This window comes from Paenibacillus praedii (assembly GCF_049725345.1).
In the GTDB taxonomy this organism is placed as follows: Bacteria; Bacillota; Bacilli; order Paenibacillales; family Paenibacillaceae; genus Pristimantibacillus.
The window spans coordinates 94,480-112,568 of the sequence record NZ_JBMWAM010000004.1 but is presented as its reverse complement, the minus strand read 5'-3'; the positions used below and the strand labels follow the sequence as shown (position 1 = coordinate 112,568).

Annotated in this window: 21 protein-coding genes; all 21 read right to left on the bottom strand. The window is 49.0% G+C overall.

Annotated features, from left to right (window positions below; all coding sequences use genetic code 11):
• Nucleotide 1: 1 nt before the first annotated feature.
• The 21 genes from ACO9K6_RS05875 to ACO9K6_RS05775 all read right to left on the bottom strand — a co-directional run bounded on the left by ACO9K6_RS05875 (nt 2) and on the right by ACO9K6_RS05775 (nt 18,088).
• Nucleotides 2–646, bottom strand: a complete 645-nt coding sequence (locus ACO9K6_RS05875) for an NADH-quinone oxidoreductase subunit C (protein WP_424766607.1) — start codon at nt 644–646, stop codon at nt 2–4.
• On the bottom strand, nt 643–1,161 hold the full coding sequence (locus ACO9K6_RS05870) for a NuoB/complex I 20 kDa subunit family protein (protein WP_028608290.1): 519 nt from the start codon (nt 1,159–1,161) through the stop codon (nt 643–645). The genes ACO9K6_RS05875 and ACO9K6_RS05870 overlap by 4 nt, the downstream gene beginning before the upstream one ends.
• Nucleotides 1,146–1,460: an NADH-quinone oxidoreductase subunit A gene (locus tag ACO9K6_RS05865; protein ID WP_424766696.1), complete on the bottom strand. Its 315-nt coding sequence runs from the start codon at nt 1,458–1,460 to the stop codon at nt 1,146–1,148. The genes ACO9K6_RS05870 and ACO9K6_RS05865 overlap by 16 nt, the downstream gene beginning before the upstream one ends.
• Nucleotides 1,461–1,701: 241 nt before the next feature.
• A complete protein-coding gene (locus ACO9K6_RS05860; RefSeq protein ID WP_424766606.1) occupies nt 1,702–3,924 on the bottom strand; it encodes a methyl-accepting chemotaxis protein in 2,223 nt (740 codons plus the stop codon).
• A 280-nt stretch (nt 3,925–4,204) separates the two neighbouring features.
• Nucleotides 4,205–4,603, bottom strand: a complete 399-nt coding sequence (locus ACO9K6_RS05855; RefSeq protein WP_424766605.1) for a F0F1 ATP synthase subunit epsilon — start codon at nt 4,601–4,603, stop codon at nt 4,205–4,207.
• Between the two features lie 24 nt (nt 4,604–4,627).
• On the bottom strand, nt 4,628–6,031 hold the full coding sequence (atpD, locus tag ACO9K6_RS05850; protein WP_424766604.1) for a F0F1 ATP synthase subunit beta: 1,404 nt from the start codon (nt 6,029–6,031) through the stop codon (nt 4,628–4,630).
• A 78-nt stretch (nt 6,032–6,109) separates the two neighbouring features.
• Nucleotides 6,110–6,970, bottom strand: coding sequence for an ATP synthase F1 subunit gamma (atpG, locus tag ACO9K6_RS05845; RefSeq protein WP_424766603.1), 861 nt, complete (start codon nt 6,968–6,970; stop codon nt 6,110–6,112).
• Nucleotides 6,971–7,173: 203 nt separating this feature from the next.
• Nucleotides 7,174–8,688, bottom strand: coding sequence for a F0F1 ATP synthase subunit alpha (gene atpA, locus ACO9K6_RS05840; RefSeq protein WP_424766602.1), 1,515 nt, complete (start codon nt 8,686–8,688; stop codon nt 7,174–7,176).
• 25 nt (nt 8,689–8,713) lie between these two features.
• Nucleotides 8,714–9,253 (bottom strand): F0F1 ATP synthase subunit delta, encoded by a 540-nt coding sequence (locus tag ACO9K6_RS05835; protein ID WP_424766601.1) that lies wholly within the window; start codon nt 9,251–9,253, stop codon nt 8,714–8,716.
• Entirely contained in the window at nt 9,250–9,732 is a 483-nt protein-coding gene (gene atpF / locus ACO9K6_RS05830) for a F0F1 ATP synthase subunit B (RefSeq protein WP_424766600.1), read from the bottom strand. The genes ACO9K6_RS05835 and atpF overlap by 4 nt, the downstream gene beginning before the upstream one ends.
• 94 nt (nt 9,733–9,826) lie before the next feature.
• Complete coding sequence (gene atpE, locus ACO9K6_RS05825; protein ID WP_028608302.1) at nt 9,827–10,039, bottom strand: F0F1 ATP synthase subunit C; 213 nt, start codon at nt 10,037–10,039, stop codon at nt 9,827–9,829.
• 112 nt (nt 10,040–10,151) lie between these two features.
• Entirely contained in the window at nt 10,152–10,910 is a 759-nt protein-coding gene (gene atpB / locus ACO9K6_RS05820; protein ID WP_424766599.1) for a F0F1 ATP synthase subunit A, read from the bottom strand.
• A gap of 9 nt (nt 10,911–10,919) precedes the next feature.
• The gene (locus ACO9K6_RS05815; protein ID WP_424766598.1) at nt 10,920–11,303 is read right to left on the bottom strand and encodes an ATP synthase subunit I; all 384 of its coding nucleotides are present in this window, start codon (nt 11,301–11,303) and stop codon (nt 10,920–10,922) included.
• A complete protein-coding gene (locus tag ACO9K6_RS05810; RefSeq protein WP_424766597.1) occupies nt 11,296–11,529 on the bottom strand; it encodes an AtpZ/AtpI family protein in 234 nt (77 codons plus the stop codon). Before ACO9K6_RS05810 ends, ACO9K6_RS05815 begins: the two co-directional genes overlap by 8 nt.
• 190 nt (nt 11,530–11,719) lie before the next feature.
• Nucleotides 11,720–12,868, bottom strand: coding sequence for a non-hydrolyzing UDP-N-acetylglucosamine 2-epimerase (gene wecB / locus ACO9K6_RS05805; protein ID WP_424766596.1), 1,149 nt, complete (start codon nt 12,866–12,868; stop codon nt 11,720–11,722).
• Nucleotides 12,869–12,906: 38 nt separating this feature from the next.
• Nucleotides 12,907–13,536: a uracil phosphoribosyltransferase gene (gene upp / locus ACO9K6_RS05800; RefSeq protein ID WP_424766595.1), complete on the bottom strand. Its 630-nt coding sequence runs from the start codon at nt 13,534–13,536 to the stop codon at nt 12,907–12,909.
• A 301-nt stretch (nt 13,537–13,837) separates the two neighbouring features.
• Complete coding sequence (locus ACO9K6_RS05795; protein ID WP_424766594.1) at nt 13,838–14,053, bottom strand: hypothetical protein; 216 nt, start codon at nt 14,051–14,053, stop codon at nt 13,838–13,840.
• A gap of 205 nt (nt 14,054–14,258) precedes the next feature.
• Nucleotides 14,259–15,221 carry an ABC transporter ATP-binding protein gene (locus ACO9K6_RS05790; protein WP_424766593.1) on the bottom strand — a complete coding sequence of 321 codons (963 nt, stop codon included), beginning with the start codon at nt 15,219–15,221 and terminating at the stop codon, nt 14,259–14,261.
• On the bottom strand, nt 15,218–16,216 hold the full coding sequence (locus ACO9K6_RS05785; protein WP_424766592.1) for an ABC transporter ATP-binding protein: 999 nt from the start codon (nt 16,214–16,216) through the stop codon (nt 15,218–15,220). Before ACO9K6_RS05785 ends, ACO9K6_RS05790 begins: the two co-directional genes overlap by 4 nt.
• Nucleotides 16,217–16,228: 12 nt before the next feature.
• Nucleotides 16,229–17,152, bottom strand: coding sequence for an ABC transporter permease (locus ACO9K6_RS05780; protein WP_424766591.1), 924 nt, complete (start codon nt 17,150–17,152; stop codon nt 16,229–16,231).
• A gap of 3 nt (nt 17,153–17,155) precedes the next feature.
• Entirely contained in the window at nt 17,156–18,088 is a 933-nt protein-coding gene (locus ACO9K6_RS05775) for an ABC transporter permease (RefSeq protein WP_424766590.1), read from the bottom strand.
• Between the last annotated feature and the right edge of the window lies 1 nt (nt 18,089).

The following is an 18,089-nucleotide window of genomic DNA, read 5'->3' as shown; positions in this document are numbered from 1 at the left end:
CTTACACCTCCGAGTCTAACGGTTCATAGTCCTTGCGAAGCGGATGCCCGACCCAATCATCCGACATCATAATGCGTCGCAGATCAGGATGTCCAGAGAAATCGATGCCAAGCAAATCGTAGATTTCACGTTCGTTCCAATTCGCTGTCGCCCAGACCGGTGTCACGGAATAAACAGAGGCGTTCTCCCTCTCCGTCTTCACCTTAACGGCAGCCTCACGCTTACTGCTTAGCGATACCATATGATAAACCACTTCCATATGCGTCTCATAATCGACGCCCGATATATTCCGCAAGTAGTTGAATTGCAGCTGCTCGTGCTGCTTAAACAGCCTGGCGGCATCGCGCCAATGCGCATTGCTCACAACGAGGGTCGGCATATCACCGTTCAGCTCATTGACATAGGCATCCTCCACCGCTCCCTCCGCAAGCTGCTCCTTGAGCAGTGCCGTGATGGCGTCCAGCTCAGGCTGCTTCGGTGACGGCTGCTTCGGTGGCGGCGGCGCTTCCGCCGCTTCGGCATCAGCCTTTTCCTTCGCAGCCGCTCGTGCTGCTCGCGCTTCCGCCGCTGCCTTTAGCTTGGCCTCCCGCTCTGGGTCGACAGGCGTATCCGTAAGCGCTTTCTCTTCTTTCTTCTCCTCGCTCATCTGCCGGTCACCCGCTTCCCGGTTTTCGCCTCGTAGCGAATCTTCTCTTGCAGCTTATTTATGCCGTATATGAGCGCGGCAGGATTAGGCGGGCAGCCAGGAATATACACATCTACAGGCACGATCTGATCCACGCCTTTAATAACCGCATACGACTTAATATACGGCCCGCCCGCAGTAGCGCAGGAGCCCATCGCAATTACCCATTTCGGCTCCGGCATTTGGTCGTATAAGCGACGGAGCAGCGGTCCCATTTTCTTCGTTACCGTACCGGCTACGATCATGACGTCAGACTGGCGCGGCGATGTACGGAACATCACGCCAAAGCGGTCTAAATCATAATGGGAGGCACCCGTCCCCATCATCTCGATCGCGCAGCAAGCGAGCCCGAAGGTTAGCGGCCATAAGGAGTTGCTTCTTGCCCAAGCCTTCAATTGCTCGAGCGTGCCCATAAAAACATTCCGTTCCAGTTCTTTGCGTTCTTCCAGTGAAATCGACTCTAAACTGAATTCCATTTGAGCACCTTCTTCTTCCAGGCATATAACAAACCAATGAGCAGCATGCTGGCAAAAATCAACATTTCTACGAGCACAAATAAGCCGAGCTTATTATATGCAACGGCCCACGGATATAGGAAAACGGTTTCTACATCAAAAATAACAAACATTAATGCAAATAGGTAATACCTGATGTTAAAACGGATCTGTCCTTCACCTACGGGCAAATTGCCGCTCTCGTAAGTGGTTTGCTTGGACGCTGTCGGCTTATTCGGCCGCAGCAGCCGGCCTACAGTCAAAGCAACAACCGGCAGCATAATTCCCAAAAAAATAAAAATAGCCACGACGACATAGTTATTGGCGTAGTTCTCCACACAATCGCCTCCGTCAATAGAATTGGTACGGACCGTTGCCGCTTGGTCAATTTTCCTCACAATTATAACAAATGCTTCCACAGTCGTCTATGACGGAGTTAGGCATGCTGGAGATGGCTGCTTGTCCCGCGGAACAGCAAAGCCGCAGGTCCATTTTCTCAATGATACCCGCGGCTCTTCATGGTCATCTCATTCGTGATTCCGTCAGCTTGAATTGTCCGACAAGCTGCTGCAGCAGTGTCGTAATCGATTCTACCCCTTGGGATGTTTGCCGTACATTGGTCATTTCACCAATGAGCTCCTGCATGTTCCCCTCCACATCTGAAGACACTCTCCGGTTTTCTCGGCTGACCAATGCAATTTTCTCCATGAGCTGGACAACCTCGTCGACGACCTGCGTCTTGCGCAGCTCATCCGCATGCGCTGCCGCAAGAATGCTTGCCGCTGCAGCCACGAGCTGATTCCCTTCATCTACAACCCGTGTTCCCTCATCCATAGAAGCATAGGCCTGCTTCGCATCATTATAGATGTGGCCTGTAATCGCGTGTACCTCCTCGGTCGACTTCTTGGTCATATCGGAAAGCTTGCGAATTTCCGAAGCGACAACGGCAAAGCCTCTTCCTTGCTCACCGACCCTTGCCGCTTCTATAGAAGCATTAAGCGCCAGCAAATGCGTCTGCGCCGATATCTGTTCAATGACTTGAAGGACGCCTTGGATTTCCTGCACCGTCTCCATAAATTTATGAATCGTTTCGTTTGTTTCGCCAACCTTCGCAGAGATATGGTGCATCTTGTCACCGATTCGATCCACCTCGGTTTTGGCGACCGCGATTTGCTCGGCTGCCTGCTCTTCGATTAGCCGCAGCGTCGAACGCATATCACCAGCTGCGTCCTTGGCCATATCAATATCCTTTAGCTGCAGCCTGATGCTGCCGATCATGTCATTGACCTTTTCACTAACCCGCTCAGTGGATGCGGCCGTTACGGCAGCCGATTCATTAAGCACAAATTGACTGGATAACACATCTGTCGAAGCCTGCTGCACCTTGATCATAATGCCCTCTAAGGAATCGATCATATTGTTTATCCATTTCGCAAGCTCCTTTGATTCATCATTGTCGAATTCGCTGAGCGTCAGCCGCTGCGTCAAATCACCTTTACCTTCCGCATTCATTCGTATAAAGCTGTTTATTTTGCGTAAATGCTGAACGACACGCTTCGATTCCTTCTTCTGGAACGCCCCGCTGTATAGCAAACCGAATAATAAATTAAAGCCTCCCGCTGCCGCTGCTGTAACCCACGGAGAAGCATTCATCGCAATAAGCACAACAAGCAGCGCAGTCAGCATACTTAAGCTTAATACAGCGATCAACTGCAGCTTGCGTTGTCTCCAGCCAATGCTTCGGATGCGGTACACCTCCTCTAAATCGCCTTCGCACATCATGCCCCACATGTCCGGACAATGCGGAAGCTGGAAGGTTACTCCTTTCCCGATAACCGGGATGTGACGATAATCCGAATAGCCCGGAAATTCGACAAACAGATTACTGCCGTTACGTATCGTATTCGCTACACCTGGGTGCAATTGGCCAGTTGCCGGATCAGTGAACATAATTTCAAGCTCTGTATGCTCCCGAATTGACACCTTACCCCAATCGGTCGTAACGCCGTCCTTCAGATTCTCGCCATGTGTGAAGGTCTGATCTTCGAAGCGGCTGCGCGATAAGGCGGTGCCCGGCTCGATATGTGTATTTAAAGCAGCCTTCGCCATAAATAAATAGTTGTCTCCGGAATCCGGATAAACATGACCGGATTCACGTTGTATTAAATCACCTAACACATCGTTTGGCACTCGTCCGCATAACGTTCCGACAAATTCCCCTTCTATTTGAAGAGGAAGCAGGAACATTAATGTCATTTTGTCGTGAAAAGAAGAAGAGCGCGGTCCGAGCTGCAATGTGACAGGATCGCTGTAAGGCCCGAATAAACATTTCTGCAGTTTGCCTTTCTGATTTGAATACGCTAGCCCCTTTTGCAGGCAGCTGATTGACAGGTAGGCCGTTCCTTTGTGAGACATATTCGTTGAGATGACAACGTTGTGTCCCTCATCCAGGAGGAAAATTTCAGTAAAATCAATGGCTCTCGCATAAGCTCTCTCAAACAAGCGTTCAATATTGAGTTGTGCGGAGGCGCTGCTAACCCTCTCTCCCGGTACAAGCACCCCTGACACTTGCTCAGCCAGTCGATCCATATGATTCCAATAATCTTTTGCCCAGGCGTCCAATAGCTCCTTGCGTGTTTCTGCAATCCCTTCGAAGCTTTGCTCGACATCCTCCTTAAGATCCTTGTTAAGATGCCATGAGACCCAAAGCGGCAATCCTGCCTTCATCCCTAACCAGTCAAACATGTTCCCTTCCCCCTGCCAATATACCTATTTATATGTAAATTATAATAACATACAATTTACACACCTTAATACTGAATATTAATGAATTCATCAAAAAAAGACACATAATGACGGATTTTTCGTCAAATGTATCTTTAAATACGAATATTAGATGAGAGATAACCTGTCTTCGAGCGGCTCGCAACATCGATTACAATTTCATCACCACTAGAAATACGTTGATAAATTTAAAAAAAGCACCGTTCCTGCATGGTTAGCGGGAACGATGCTCCTTATTCAATTATTTCTGCTTCGTGTTTATTCGGTTCATAGCGCGCTGCAGAGCCAGCTCTGCGCGGCGATAATCAACCTCATCACGCTTAGCCGCAAGACGCTGCTGAGCACGCTGTTTAGCAGCTTCAGCACGTTCAATATTGATATTGGCAGCGATCTCCGCGCTCTCAGCAAGGATAATAACCTTATCCTTGCGTACTTCAACGAAGCCGCCGTTTACCGCAACAACATCTACTTTTCCATCGCGTTTAATGACCACTGGAGCGATGCGAAGCGGCGTTACGAGCGGAATATGATTTGGCATAATACCAAGCTCACCTTCAATGCCTGTTACGCTAACCATGTTCGCAGTCTCCGCGTATACTTTACGCTCTGGAGTTACGATTTCTACCAAAAAGGTACTCATGTGGATTCCTCCCGCCTTTCGCTATTAAAGCGTTTTGGCTTTCTCCACGGCTTCTTCAATCACACCAACATATCGGAAAGCTTCTTCCGGAAGGTCGTCATGTTTGCCCTCGAGAATTTCTTTGAAGCTGCGAACGGATTCTTTAACAGGTACATATTTACCTTTAATACCTGTGAATGGCTCAGCAACGTGGAACGGTTGTGACAGGAAGAGTTGAATTTTACGTGCGCGAGACACGGTCAATTTATCTTCTTCGCTCAGCTCGTCCATACCAAGGATCGCGATAATATCTTGAAGCTCTTTGTAGCGCTGCAGAATTTTCTTAACGCCTTGAGCCACGTTATAGTGCTCTTCACCCAAAACCGAAGGGCTTAGGATACGGGAAGACGATGCGAGCGGATCTACCGCAGGGAAGATACCCATCTCAGAGATTTTACGCTCAAGGTTCGTCGTTGCGTCCAAGTGGGCAAAAGTCGTAGCAGGAGCCGGATCCGTGTAGTCATCGGCAGGTACGTAGATCGCTTGGATTGAAGTAACCGAGCCTTTTTTCGTCGACGTGATACGTTCTTGCAGTTGACCCATTTCAGTTGCCAGCGTTGGCTGATAACCTACCGCGGAAGGCATACGGCCTAGAAGGGCAGAAACCTCGGAGCCTGCTTGCGTGAAACGGAAGATGTTATCGACGAACAATAGAACGTCTTTGCCTTCTTCGTCACGGAAATATTCAGCCATAGTCAGACCCGTCAAAGCAACACGTTGACGTGCGCCTGGCGGCTCGTTCATTTGTCCGAATACCATCGCTGTTTTGCTAAGTACGCCGGAGTCTTTCATCTCGTGGTAAAGGTCATTACCTTCACGAGTACGCTCACCAACGCCAGCGAATACGGAAATACCGCCGTGCTCTTGTGCGATGTTGTTGATCAGCTCTTGAATCGTAACCGTTTTACCTACGCCCGCGCCGCCGAAGAGGCCGATTTTACCGCCTTTTGCGTATGGAGCGAGAAGATCGATTACTTTAATGCCTGTCTCAAGAATTTCCGCTTGCGTGGACAATTCGTCGAAAGCAGGTGCCGCGCGGTGAATCGGAAGGTTAATTGCCGATGTAGCATCGCCAGCTTCGTCAATTGGTTGGCCAAGTACGTTAAATACACGGCCAAGAGTTGGAGCCCCAACCGGAATGGTGATTGGTGCGCCTGTATCTACAGCGATCATACCGCGTACAAGACCGTCTGTCGTACTCATAGCTACGGCACGTACCTTATTGTCACCGAGGTGAACGGCTACTTCAAGCGTCAAGTTAATATCAATGCCGCCTGCTTCGCCCTTTTGCTCGATTTTGACAGCGTTCAAAATTTCCGGCAAATTGCCGCGTTCGAACTCTAAGTCTACGACCGGACCCATGACGGATACTACGTGTCCTTTTTTCATGGTTTTCCCTCCTGGTTCCTTCTTGTTACTGCACGCCGGTCAGCTTATCACAAGCGCCTAGCCCTTGCAGTGTATAGGTTACGATTGAGCATTTGCCCCTGCAACGATTTCAGAAATTTCCTGCGTAATCGCCGCTTGACGCGCTCTATTGTAAGTGAGTGTCAATTGGTTAATGATCTTCGTCGCATTTTTCGTTGCGCTTCCCATGGCAGTCATACGTGCGCCAAACTCACTTGCTTTACCGTCTAGTACCGCGCTATAAATGAGCGTTTCCGCATATTTAGGCAGCAGCACTTCAAGCACGCCTTCTGGAGATGGCTCGTATTCATACGATGTGACAGATGCGTTTCCACCCACTTCTTCAAGCGGCAATAAACGTAATGCTGTCGGAATTTGAGTAATCGCATTAACGAATTCGTTATAGTACAAGTAAAGCTCATCATACGCGCCTTCAGAGAAATTCTTAACCGCGGAATAAGCAACCGATTTGATGTCAGCAAAAGTCGGTGCGTCTGGCAAGCCAGTCACTTCCTCAACGATGGGCATGTTACGGCGACGGAAATAATCGCGACCCTTCCGTCCGATAACGAACAGCACATACTCATCGCTCGACTTATGTTTTTCACGAATCGTTTGCGTTACTTTACGAAGAATGTTCGCGTTATAGCCGCCTGCAAGACCACGATCGGAAGTAATAACGAGATAACCCGTCTTCTTCACCGGACGTGTCTCCAGCATCGGATGCTTCACATCTTTTGTACCGGCTGCGATGCTAGCTACAACTTCCTTCAGCTTCTCAGCGTACGGACGCGCTGCTTGCGCTGCCTCCTGCGCTTTTCTTAAGCGGGAAGCGGCAACCATCTCCATCGCCTTGGTAATCTGCTTCGTATTTTGTTTACTCTTGATTTCGCGTTTAATATCGCGCATACCTTTTGCCATTTGGTTTCACCCGCCTTTGTTGCTTTGGACCTGCTCCAAAGCCTGGTGTTGGTGGAGTAAGTAGCCTAAGCCCGAACTTTATGGACGGGCGTAGGCATATATTGAAATATAAGACGGTATAAGGTTCACCAGTACACGAAGCTTATATTTCACCGCGAAACACAAGCCTCGCCACAGAAGTGGCGACAGCTGTCTACGCTTGTTTATGCCGATACGGAGAAGCTTTTCTTAAATTTATTGATTGCATCAACGAGAGCTTTCTCGTTATCAGCAACAATATCCTTCGTATCGCGGATCGATTGGCCGATTTCAGGGCTATTCGAATCCAGGTACGCATGGAACTCTTTCTCAAAGCGAAGGATATCCGAAACCGGAATCTCATCCAAATGACCTTTAACTGCAGAGTAGATCGAGATAACTTGCTTCTCAACCGGCATCGGCTGGTTAACGTCTTGCTTCAGAATTTCCATCGTACGCGCACCGCGGTTAAGACGGGCTAGCGTCGATTTATCAAGGTCTGAGCCGAATTGCGAGAACGCTTGAAGCTCGCGGTAAGCCGCAAGATCCAGACGGAGCGTACCCGCTACCTTCTTCATCGCTTTAATTTGAGCGGAGCCACCTACACGGGATACGGAGATACCAACGTTAACCGCTGGACGCTGACCCGAATAGAATAGATCTGCTTCTAGGAAGATTTGACCATCCGTAATCGAGATAACATTCGTAGGAATGTATGCTGATACGTCTGATGCTTGTGTCTCAATGAATGGCAATGCAGTCATTGAACCGCCGCCTCTAGCGTCACTTAGCTTAGCAGCGCGCTCAAGCAAACGGGAGTGCAGGTAGAATACGTCACCTGGGTATGCTTCACGACCCGGTGGACGGCGAAGCAAGAGTGAAAGCTCACGGTAAGCTGCTGCTTGTTTCGATAAGTCATCATAGATAACTAGAACGTGTTCGCCTTTGTACATGAAGTACTCGCCCATTGTGCAACCAGCGTAAGGAGCCAGGAAGAGCAATGGAGCCGGCTCGGAAGCACCTGCTGTTACGACGATTGTGTACTCAAGAGCGCCGTGGCGGCGAAGAGTTTCCACAACGTTTGCTACAGTAGATTGTTTTTGACCAACGGCAACGTAAATACATTTCACGCCGTTGCCTTTTTGGTTGATGATCGCATCGATCGCGATCGCTGTTTTACCCGTTTGACGGTCACCGATGATAAGCTCACGTTGACCACGGCCTACCGGTACCATCGCGTCGATTGCTTTGATACCTGTTTGCATTGGCTCATGAACCGATTTACGGTCGATAACGCCTGGTGCTTGAGATTCAATCGCACGGAATTGAGTTGTATTGATTGGTCCTTTGCCGTCAAGCGGCTGACCAAGCGGATTAACCACGCGGCCAAGAAGCTCTTCGCCGACAGGTACTTCCATGATGCGGCCAGTACGTTTTACTTGGTCGCCCTCGCGGATGTCTGTGTAAGGTCCAAGGATAACGACACCGACATTGCTTTCCTCAAGGTTCAAAGCCATACCGACAACACCGTTAGCGAATTCGAGCAATTCGCCCTGCATCGCGTTTTCAAGGCCGTGTACGCGAGCGATACCGTCACCGACATTGATGACAGTGCCGACGTCTACGACTTGAATTTCGGATTTATATTGTTCGATCTGTTGTTTAATCAGCGTGCTGATTTCATCAGGTCTGATACTCAATTCGTTCACCCCTATCTACAGTGCATTAGATTTTAATCGATTTTTGTAAACGATCCAGCTTGCCGGACAAGCTTCCGTCATATAGACGGTCGCCAATGCGTACTTTCACGCCGCCGAGCAATTCTGGCTCTAAGATTTGCTGTGCGATAATTGTTTTGCCGGTCAATTGTCCAAACTGGGCTGCTACCACAGCAAGCTCTTCTTCAGACAGTCGTTTGGCGGAATAAACCGTCGCATGCGCCTGACCGAGCATTTCTCCGGCAATCTTCGTGTAAGCGGCATAAACAGCAGCAATCACACCGTGGCGTCTGCGAGAAATAAGCAATTCCAACGTATTAAGCACGAGCGCAGAGATATGATCACCAAAAGCTGATTTTAGCAAAGCAGCTTTCTTCTCCGCTTCGACGTTAGGCAAGGATAAAAACTTTTGAATCTCTTGATCCTGTTCAATAGATTCGGCGACCAGCTTCAGCTGAGCCTCAACCTCGGCCACAACCTGCTGCTGGGAAGCTAGTTCAAACAAGGCTTTAGCGTAGCGCTTCGCTACGACCGTATCGCGGCTCATTTGCTGCCAACTTCTTTCAGATATTGATTAACCAACTGCTCCTGCGATTTCTCGTCAACCTGCTTCTCCATAATTTTCGAAGCGATTTTGACTGAAATATCGCCAACCTCCGTACGGAGAGCTGCAATTGCTTTATTCTTCTCAGACTCAATATCTTTGACCGCATCATCTTTCAGACGAGATGCTTCATTTTTAGCCGATAGAACAATATCATCCGCTTGTTTCGTGCTTGTTGCTCTCGCTTGCTCGATGATTTCATAAGCTTCCTTGCGGGCTTGATCAAGCGCCGCCTTCTGCTCTGACATCGCTTGCTCTGCTTGCTTACGGCTGGATTCCGCTGTATTCATTTGCTCGAGCACCAGCTGTCTGCGCTTCTCCATCACGCCGAACAAAGGTCCGAATGCAAATTTATTCAAACCCCAGTATAAAAGCAGGAATGCAATGATCGTAATTACCGTCGATGACCATACAAAATCCAAAGCTGCCACTCCTTTCTTAACCTGCATAATGGCCTTTAATCAAAACAAAGGCGAAGAGGGCTAGGCCTTCCCCGCCAGTCGTGTATGTTGCCTATTAGCTGAAGAATGCTAGGAAACCGATAACAACGCCGATGATAGGTACAACTTCGACGATACCGGCACCGATAAACATTGTTGTTTGAAGAGCGGCTTTTTGTTCTGGTTGACGAGCGATACCTTCAACCGTTTTACTTACGATCATACCGTTACCAATACCTGCGCCAATCGCGCCCAAACCTACTGCAATAGCTGCTGCCAATACTTCCATTTGAAAAATCCTCCTCAGAATTAAATGTATTTTATTTGGTGATATCTATTCGGTCTAGCTCCTATTCGACGAATTGCTATCAATGCCGCCGTTCTAGAGCTAAAGCGTAACCTTAGTGTTCCTCATCATGCACTGTTGCTTGTGAGATGTATACCATTGTAAGAACTGTAAACAAGAAAGCTTGAATGGCTCCGATAAAAATACTGAAGCCTTGCCATACAACCATGAACGGTAAACCGAACCAGCCAAGCATGATGATCGTTGAGATTAGAACCTCACCCGCATAAATGTTAGCGAATAGACGAAGAGCCAACGTAACCGGCTTTGCAACCGTCTCGATAAGGTTTACCGGCAAAAATACCGGGTACGGATGGAAATAATGCTTCAAGTAATGCTTTTTGTTCAATCTCATCCCCAGATAATGAACGAGAACGAACACAATGAGCGCAAGACCCGCTGTCACGGATAAGTCCGCAGTAGGGGATTTCCACCAAGCAACGTGAGCTGCTCCGCCATGGGAATCAAGATAACTTTGCGTGATGCCGATACCCGGAAAGGCTTCATGGAAGTCCGTAACGATCAGCAAAGGCAGTCCCAGTAAGTTGGAAATAAAGATGAACATAATAAGCGTCATCCCTAATGCCAGATAAGGTCTTACTTTATGGACTGGCATCGAGCTTGCAATGGTGGAATGTATGAATTCTACAGCCCATTCCATAAAGTTCTGCATCTTGGTTGGGTTGTCCACCGACAAGTTGCGAACGGCAAGTCTTGCCACTCCGAACGTGATAATAACGGAAACGAGAATCGCAAGAATCGCAGCGATATCGAAACGTATGCCATTCCACTCCGCCATGGGAAACAAATGCATATAACTATTTCACCCCTTTCCGTTATTATTTTCTTTCACATTGTGAATAATTGCTGCAACTAAAATCACAAACGGCATGACCATACTGCCAATTAATGCAGCAGGCATATTTAGAGTCTCTGGATAACGATAAGCAAGCATCGCCACCAGCAGAACCGTCGCTATGCGGCTGCCAAATCCCAGACCGCGTTTCCGAGAACCCTCTTCCAATGTTGCTTGTGCGAGCATATTCACTCTGCGCTTTAATAAAAACGCATTCATCGCACTTGCCGCCAAGCCTACCATTAGACCAAGTGTTACCGTTTGCCATTCCGGTAGAACAGCCCACAAAATGAGACAAGCCGACATCATGTAGATGATTGTGCGTATGGCCGACCTCATTATTTTATCCATCGGAATCCTCCATAACCTTCTTCACGAGCAGGATGGCTGAGAGTAATCCGACAGCCAGACCGACTAGTATGCCTGCGATCGTCCATCCCTTTCCATCGCCTAAGCGATTATCCAGGAATGACCCGAACCAATATCCGAAAAAGATACAAACAGCGACCTGAATGCCCATTGCACCGACAAGAGCGGCGGCAATAAGCGGATTGTCTCTTTTGTTCTTTTTGTTCATAGGCGTATACCCCTGTCAATCCTCATTTATTTTATCGAAGCGGCGTAAGGTTTGTCAATTGATATAACTGCAAAATTTCCGTGAACAGATTGATAAAATCCCTTGATATATATGCATTTAGAGCCGCAATAACCGTACAGTACTACTGTATGCTGTATATTCTGGGGACAGGTCTCTGATTTAGTGTGAACTATGAACGTTGTGTGAACACGTCAGGACGTTCGCTTCGTTTGCCAAAATGATGCAATATCGCATCTACGATGCGCTCTGATGCGCGTCCATCGCCATAAGGATTAGCTGCCTGGCTCATGCGGCCGTAAAGCTGGGCATCGTTCAGCAAAGCTTTGGCACGGCTGTAAACCTGTTCCTCATTGGTGCCCACCAGCTCTAGTGTGCCCGCTTCAATTCCCTCCGGCCGTTCTGTCGTATCGCGAAGCACCAGCGTCGGCACGCCGAACGATGGAGCCTCCTCCTGCAAGCCGCCGGAATCAGTCATAATCATGTACACATGCGGGTAGAAATTGTGAAACTCGAACACATCAAGCGGCTCAATCAGACGAATCCGAGGATGATCTCCAAGAATCTCATTCGCAGGCTCTCTTACAGCAGGGTTCGGATGCACGGCATATACAATCGCTACATCCTCATGCTCATCCGCAATTCGTTTCACCGCGCGGAATATATTCCGATGCGGCTCACCTAGCGCTTCGCGGCGATGAGCGGTCATCAGAATCATCCGCTTGCCTTTCGCCCAATCGATGACCGGATGCGAGAACGATTCATCCACCGTATATTGGAAAACATCGGCAGCCGTATTCCCAGTCACATAAATGGCAGCATCCGACTTGTTCTCTTTACGCAGGTTATTCGCCGACCATTCTGTCGGAGCGAAATGCACATCAGAGAGCACGCCCGCAAGCTGCCGATTCATTTCCTCCGGATACGGAGAGAGCTTGTTCCAGGTACGAAGGCCCGCCTCAACATGGCCTACCTTTATTTGCTTCAGGAACGAAGCATAGCTTGCAAGAAAGGTCGTCTGCGTATCGCCATGCACGAGCACAATATCCGGCTTCGCCTGCGCAAGCACGGGATCGAGCCCTTCAAGGACGCGAACCGTTGTCTCAGTCAGCGTCTGACGATCCTTCATCACATTCAAATCATAGTTCGGATGGATTTCAAAAAAATCAAGCACCTGGTCCAGCATTTGCCGATGCTGAGCCGTCACGCAAACGATCGATTCAATCTCTTCCTCTCGTTTTTGCAGCTCAAGCACGAGCGGCGCCATCTTGACCGCTTCCGGGCGCGTCCCGAAAATCGTCATTACCTTCAGTTTAGACAAAAGATTCCACTCCTAAGATGAATTCGCGCCGCGAAGCGCTAATTTGTGCCGAACATGCGGTCTCCGGCATCGCCGAGACCAGGCACGATATAACCTTTCTCGTTCAGACGCTCATCCAGAGCAGCGATATAGATATCCACATCCGGGTGAGCGTCCTGCACCGCCTTCACGCCTTCCGGCGCGGCGATCAAGCACATAAGCTTGATTTGATCGCACTTATGATTTTTTAATGAGTTAATCGCCGCAATTGCCGAGCCTCCGGTAGCAAGCATCGGATCAATCACAATCAGCAGACGATTAGGAGCGTCCGTCGGCAAATTAATGTAGTACTCCTTCGGTTGAAGCGTTTCGTGATCGCGCGCAAGTCCGATATGCCCCACCTTCGCCGATGGGATCAGCTTCAAAATACCATCCACCATGCCAAGTCCTGCTCGCAAGATAGGAACAAGCCCAAGCATCCTTCCGGAGATGACCTTTGAATCCATTTCTGCGACAGGCGTTTGCACCTTAATCGTCTCGAGCGGAATTTCCCTCGTAAGTTCGTATAGCATTAATGTAGCGACTTCATCAACCAATTCCCGAAAATCTTTCGTATTCGTCTCTTTATTCCGAATAAAAGTCAGCTTATGCTGAATTAACGGATGGTCGCAAATGATTAGTTTGCTCATGGAGCGGTATTCCTCCCGTTTATAGTTGTAGGCATGGACACAATCTTGTATATTATAGCATTGTAACTAGACCGTTGCATCTTGCGTTTTACATGTTGCTCTCCAATTGAATAAATACGGAGGGTATGATACAAAAGAGCAGCGCCCGATAGCGCTGCTCTTTTCATTAAGGATTTTACAGGGCCTCTCTTTATCAGCATGGTCATCTCTGAAAGCCGCCTGAAAAGTAATGGCAGATGACCAACCCTTAACTGCTGCTGCAGCCGCCGCCGCTGCCACAAGAGGGGCCTCCGCCCGAGCCTCAATCGTCACCTCCGGCAGCTTCTCTGCCGTCATCTGAGGAGCCGCTGCAAACGTAGATGGAGTCGCCGCTCCCGTTCGCTTTGCGTTCCTCCTCCGTCAGTTCCCGGTCCATTTGCTGGGCGAAGGCATCAGGACTGGTTATCGAGTGGTAAATAAGCAAGCCGGAGAGCATCCCCGATGCTCCGAGAACAGGATCATAACCGTTGTTATACACGGAGCGTCCTTCTCTCCTAAATGATTTGTTATTGCTGTGAGCGGCCGCCAGATTTCCCATTATCCATATATTAACACATTGAAGGAGAGGGCTTTTAAAAACTGTCGCTGTAAAAAAGGAAATCAAGGATACCGTTTATCCATGTCAAATCGTCCTCATGTAAAAAAGGCCGTACCGCAGCAATCTGCTGACACGGCCTTCTATGTTATACAGATGCATAATGACAAGCGGCAAAATGCCCTTTCTTCACTTCCAGCAGCGCCGGTGCATCCGTCTTGCATTTATTCGTTGCAATCGGGCAGCGCGTATGGAACTGGCAGCCAGTCGGCGGATTGATCGGGCTTGGCAGATCGCCCGCAAGAACGATACGCTCACGAGATTCCTCCACTTCCGGATCGGCAATCGGAATCGCCGATAACAAAGCGCGCGTATAAGGATGAGCAGGATGAGCGTATAGCTCGCTGCTCTCTGCGATCTCTACGATTTTGCCGAGATACATTACCGCAACGCGGTCACTTATATGCTTAACCATCGACAAATCGTGGGCGATGAACAAATAAGTCAGGCCCATTTTGCGCTGAAGATCCTGCATCAGATTGACGACCTGCGCTTGAATGGACACGTCCAGCGCAGAGATCGGCTCGTCCGCGATAATAAATTTCGGATCGACCGCCAGCGCTCTGGCGATCCCGATTCTCTGCCGCTGGCCTCCGGAAAACTCATGCGGGTAGCGTGTTGCATGATCGGGATTGAGACCAACTAAATCAAGCAGGTCTTCCACTTTGCGCTTACGTTCCGCACCGCTTCCAGCAAGCTTATGAATATCAATGGCTTCGCCAATGATGTCCATGACCGTCATACGCGGGTTAAGCGACGCATACGGGTCTTGGAAAATCATTTGCATATCCCGGCGCAGCGCCTTAAGCCCGGAGCCCTTCAGTTTATAGATATCCCGTCCTTCAAAAGTAACGCCGCCGCTGGTCGGCTCATACAGCCGCATAATTGTGCGTCCTGCAGTCGACTTGCCGCAGCCGGATTCACCGACTACGCCAACAGTTTCGCCTTTTCGAATGGATAGGCTTATATCATTAACCGCCTGAAGCGTGGCTCCCCCGCCCAGGTTGAAAAATTTGCGCAGATTGTTTACTTCAACCAAAGTCTTGCTCATAGCGACACCTCCTGTTTGGCATAAGGATGCGCCATCCAGCACGCAGAGGCATGCGATTCATTGCCGTCCACCGGAAGCAATTCAGGATCATTGTCCACGCAGACTCTCATTGCTTCATCACACCGGGCACAGAAGCTGCAGCCCTTCGGCGGTTTAATTAAATCCGGCGGCATGCCGTTTATCGGAATAAGCGGCTCGTCCTTTCTTTGATCGAGGCGCGGTACCGAACGGAGCAGCCCTTTGGTATACGGGTGCTTAGGGTTTTTGAATATTTCCCATTTCGTTCCTGTCTCGACCACTTTGCCAGCATACATGACGATAACGCGATCGCACATATCTGCTACAACGCCCAAGTCATGTGTAATCAGAATGATGGAAGTGCCCATCTTCTGCTGCAGATCTTTCATGACGCGCATAATTTGTGCCTGAATCGTTACATCAAGCGCCGTCGTCGGCTCATCCGCGATTAACAGCGACGGATTGCAAGCAAGCGCTATGGCGATCATTGCCCTTTGCCGCATCCCCCCGGAAAACTGATGCGGATATTGATTGATCCGCGCCGGAGCGTTCGGAATACCGACAAGGTTTAGCATTTCAATGGCCCGCTCGCGCGCCTTCGCGCCGCTCATCCCTTGATGCTTAATCAATCCTTCTGTAATCTGGGTGCCGATCGTCAGCGTAGGGTTAAGCGATGTCATCGGATCCTGAAAGATCATCCCCATCTCTTTGCCTCGGATGTCTTCCATCTGACTGTTTGACAATTTCAATATTTCTTGGCCTTTAAAATTAATCGAACCGCTAATCACCGCCGGCGGCGATGGTATCAAGCGCATGAGCGATTGAGCGGTCACGCTCTTGCCGCAGCCAGACTCTCCGACAATAGCCACAGCCTCGCCTTTATTTACATGAAAGTTAACGCCGCGTACCGCTTGCACGATGCCGCCGCGAACTTTGAAATTCACACGAAGGTCTTGAACATCAAGTATCCGTTCCATTATTCGAACCTCCTACTTCTTCATCTTCGGATCCAGCGCGTCTCTGAGGCCGTCACCAAATATATTAAAACAAAGCATCGTAAGACTGATAATGACCGCAGGGAAGATCATTCTCCACGGGTACAGCGTCCATGCCTTTATCGCATCGTTAATCATCGTACCGAGCGATGCTCCAGGAGACTGCACGCCCAATCCTAGGAAACTGAGAAAAGCTTCGGCGAAAATAGCGCTTGGCACCGTCAGCGTCAGTGTAACGATAATCGGTCCCATGGCATTCGGAATGAGATGGCGGAACAGAATACGTGCCGAGCTGGCTCCCAGAGCCTGTGCGGCCATGACATATTCCTGATTTTTGAGCTGCATGATCTGCCCTCGTACGATCCATGCCATGCTTATCCACCCGGTTATACTAAGAGCAAGAACGATCGTGAACATGCTCGGATTCAGTACAACCGTTAGAAGAATGATAACCAGCATACTCGGAATAGAGTATAAAATTTCACAGAACCGGTTTAGAATTTCATCCACCCGGCCGCCAAAGTAGCCCATAATTCCGCCCATAATGACGCCCAGCACCAAGTCGGCAAGAGCGGCATATAAGCCTACCTGAAGCGAGATACCCGTTCCCATCCAGGTACGGGTGAACATGTCGCGGCCAAGATCATCCGTGCCGAACCAGAAGGCAGCCGAAGGCCCTTCATTTTTTTCCTTCAGGTTATTCGTTTGATAATCATGTCCGGAAATCATCGGGCCGATAATGGCCATCAGAGCGATTATGATAAGGATGACCAGACTCGCCATCGCCATTTTGTTGGAACGCAGCCTTAGCCATGCGTCTTTCCATGCAGATATACTTTCACGGGCAATCGTTTCCGGCTGCTTCTCTTCTTTGCTGAGCTTGGCAAACTGATCTGGCGTTAAAGTGTTATCCTTCATCCTTTAACCCCCCTTCCCTTTGGAAAGCTTAATTCGCGGATCGATTAAGCCATAGGCAACATCAGTTAAAAACCGCGTAGCCATCAAGATGATTCCATAAAATAAGGTAAGCCCCATTATGAGCGTATAGTCACGGTTACTAATACTTTGCACAAAGTATTTCCCAATTCCGCCGATACCGAAAATCTGTTCGACAACAACGGACCCGGTAATAATGTTCGCCGCCATCGGTCCAATATAAGTGACTACGGGCAGGATGGCATTGCGAAGCGCATGGCGCACTAAAATAATTCGACCGTTCAGCCCTTTAGAGCGCGCGGTCTTAATATAGTCGGCAGAGAGCACCTCAAGCATCGTTGAACGCGTCAAACGCGCGATAAACGCCGCCGGAAGGAATGATAGCGCAAGCACCGGCATAATGAAATCAGTCGGATCATTAAGACCAGATACATCGAGCAGCCGCAGCTTGCTGCCTAATACATACTGCAAGATCGAAGCTGCAAGAAAATTGGGGATCGAAACCCCAAGCACGGCAATAATAATGGTAACGCTATCCAGCCATTTGCGATGATTCAGCGCGGCTACTATACCCAGAATAAGGCCTGCAGCCAGCGACAGGATAATGGCAAAAATTCCGATCTGCGCTGAATATATAAAGCTTTCTTGAATAATTCGAGTAACAGACATATATTGCTGCTTCATTGACATCCCTAGATCTCCATGAAGCAGATTGTTAAGATACATCAAATATTGCTTCCATATCGGCTGATCGAGGCCGTACATGGCGAAGAGATGCTCTCTAATTTTCTCGGGAATGGCTTTCTCCTTGAGAAAGGGATCGCCCGGCAAAATTTTCATAAGAAAGAAGGTGGCCGATGCAAGCACAAACAACGAAACAAGCATAGAGAAAAACTTCTTGGAAATATATTTTATCAAC

Excerpts from the sequence above, each read along its gene's own strand:
- ACO9K6_RS05875 (WP_424766607.1), bottom strand. The coding sequence starts at position 646 with ATGAGCGAGGAGAAGAAAGAAGAGAAAGCGCTTACGGATACGCCTGTC.
- ACO9K6_RS05870 (WP_028608290.1), bottom strand. The coding sequence starts at position 1,161 with ATGGAATTCAGTTTAGAGTCGATTTCACTGGAAGAACGCAAAGAACTG.
- ACO9K6_RS05865 (WP_424766696.1), bottom strand. The coding sequence starts at position 1,460 with ATGCTGCCGGTTGTTGCTTTGACTGTAGGCCGGCTGCTGCGGCCGAAT.
- ACO9K6_RS05860 (WP_424766606.1), bottom strand. The coding sequence starts at position 3,924 with ATGTTTGACTGGTTAGGGATGAAGGCAGGATTGCCGCTTTGGGTCTCA.
- ACO9K6_RS05855 (WP_424766605.1), bottom strand. The coding sequence starts at position 4,603 with ATGAGTACCTTTTTGGTAGAAATCGTAACTCCAGAGCGTAAAGTATAC.
- atpD (WP_424766604.1), bottom strand. The coding sequence starts at position 6,031 with ATGAAAAAAGGACACGTAGTATCCGTCATGGGTCCGGTCGTAGACTTA.
- atpG (WP_424766603.1), bottom strand. The coding sequence starts at position 6,970 with ATGGCAAAAGGTATGCGCGATATTAAACGCGAAATCAAGAGTAAACAA.
- ACO9K6_RS05835 (WP_424766601.1), bottom strand. The coding sequence starts at position 9,253 with ATGAGCCGCGATACGGTCGTAGCGAAGCGCTACGCTAAAGCCTTGTTT.
- atpE (WP_028608302.1), bottom strand. The coding sequence starts at position 10,039 with ATGGAAGTATTGGCAGCAGCTATTGCAGTAGGTTTGGGCGCGATTGGC.
- atpB (WP_424766599.1), bottom strand. The coding sequence starts at position 10,910 with ATGCATTTGTTTCCCATGGCGGAGTGGAATGGCATACGTTTCGATATC.
- ACO9K6_RS05815 (WP_424766598.1), bottom strand. The coding sequence starts at position 11,303 with ATGGATAAAATAATGAGGTCGGCCATACGCACAATCATCTACATGATG.
- ACO9K6_RS05810 (WP_424766597.1), bottom strand. The coding sequence starts at position 11,529 with ATGAACAAAAAGAACAAAAGAGACAATCCGCTTATTGCCGCCGCTCTT.
- upp (WP_424766595.1), bottom strand. The coding sequence starts at position 13,536 with ATGAGCAAACTAATCATTTGCGACCATCCGTTAATTCAGCATAAGCTG.
- ACO9K6_RS05790 (WP_424766593.1), bottom strand. The coding sequence starts at position 15,221 with ATGAGCAAGACTTTGGTTGAAGTAAACAATCTGCGCAAATTTTTCAAC.
- ACO9K6_RS05785 (WP_424766592.1), bottom strand. The coding sequence starts at position 16,216 with ATGGAACGGATACTTGATGTTCAAGACCTTCGTGTGAATTTCAAAGTT.
- ACO9K6_RS05780 (WP_424766591.1), bottom strand. The coding sequence starts at position 17,152 with ATGAAGGATAACACTTTAACGCCAGATCAGTTTGCCAAGCTCAGCAAA.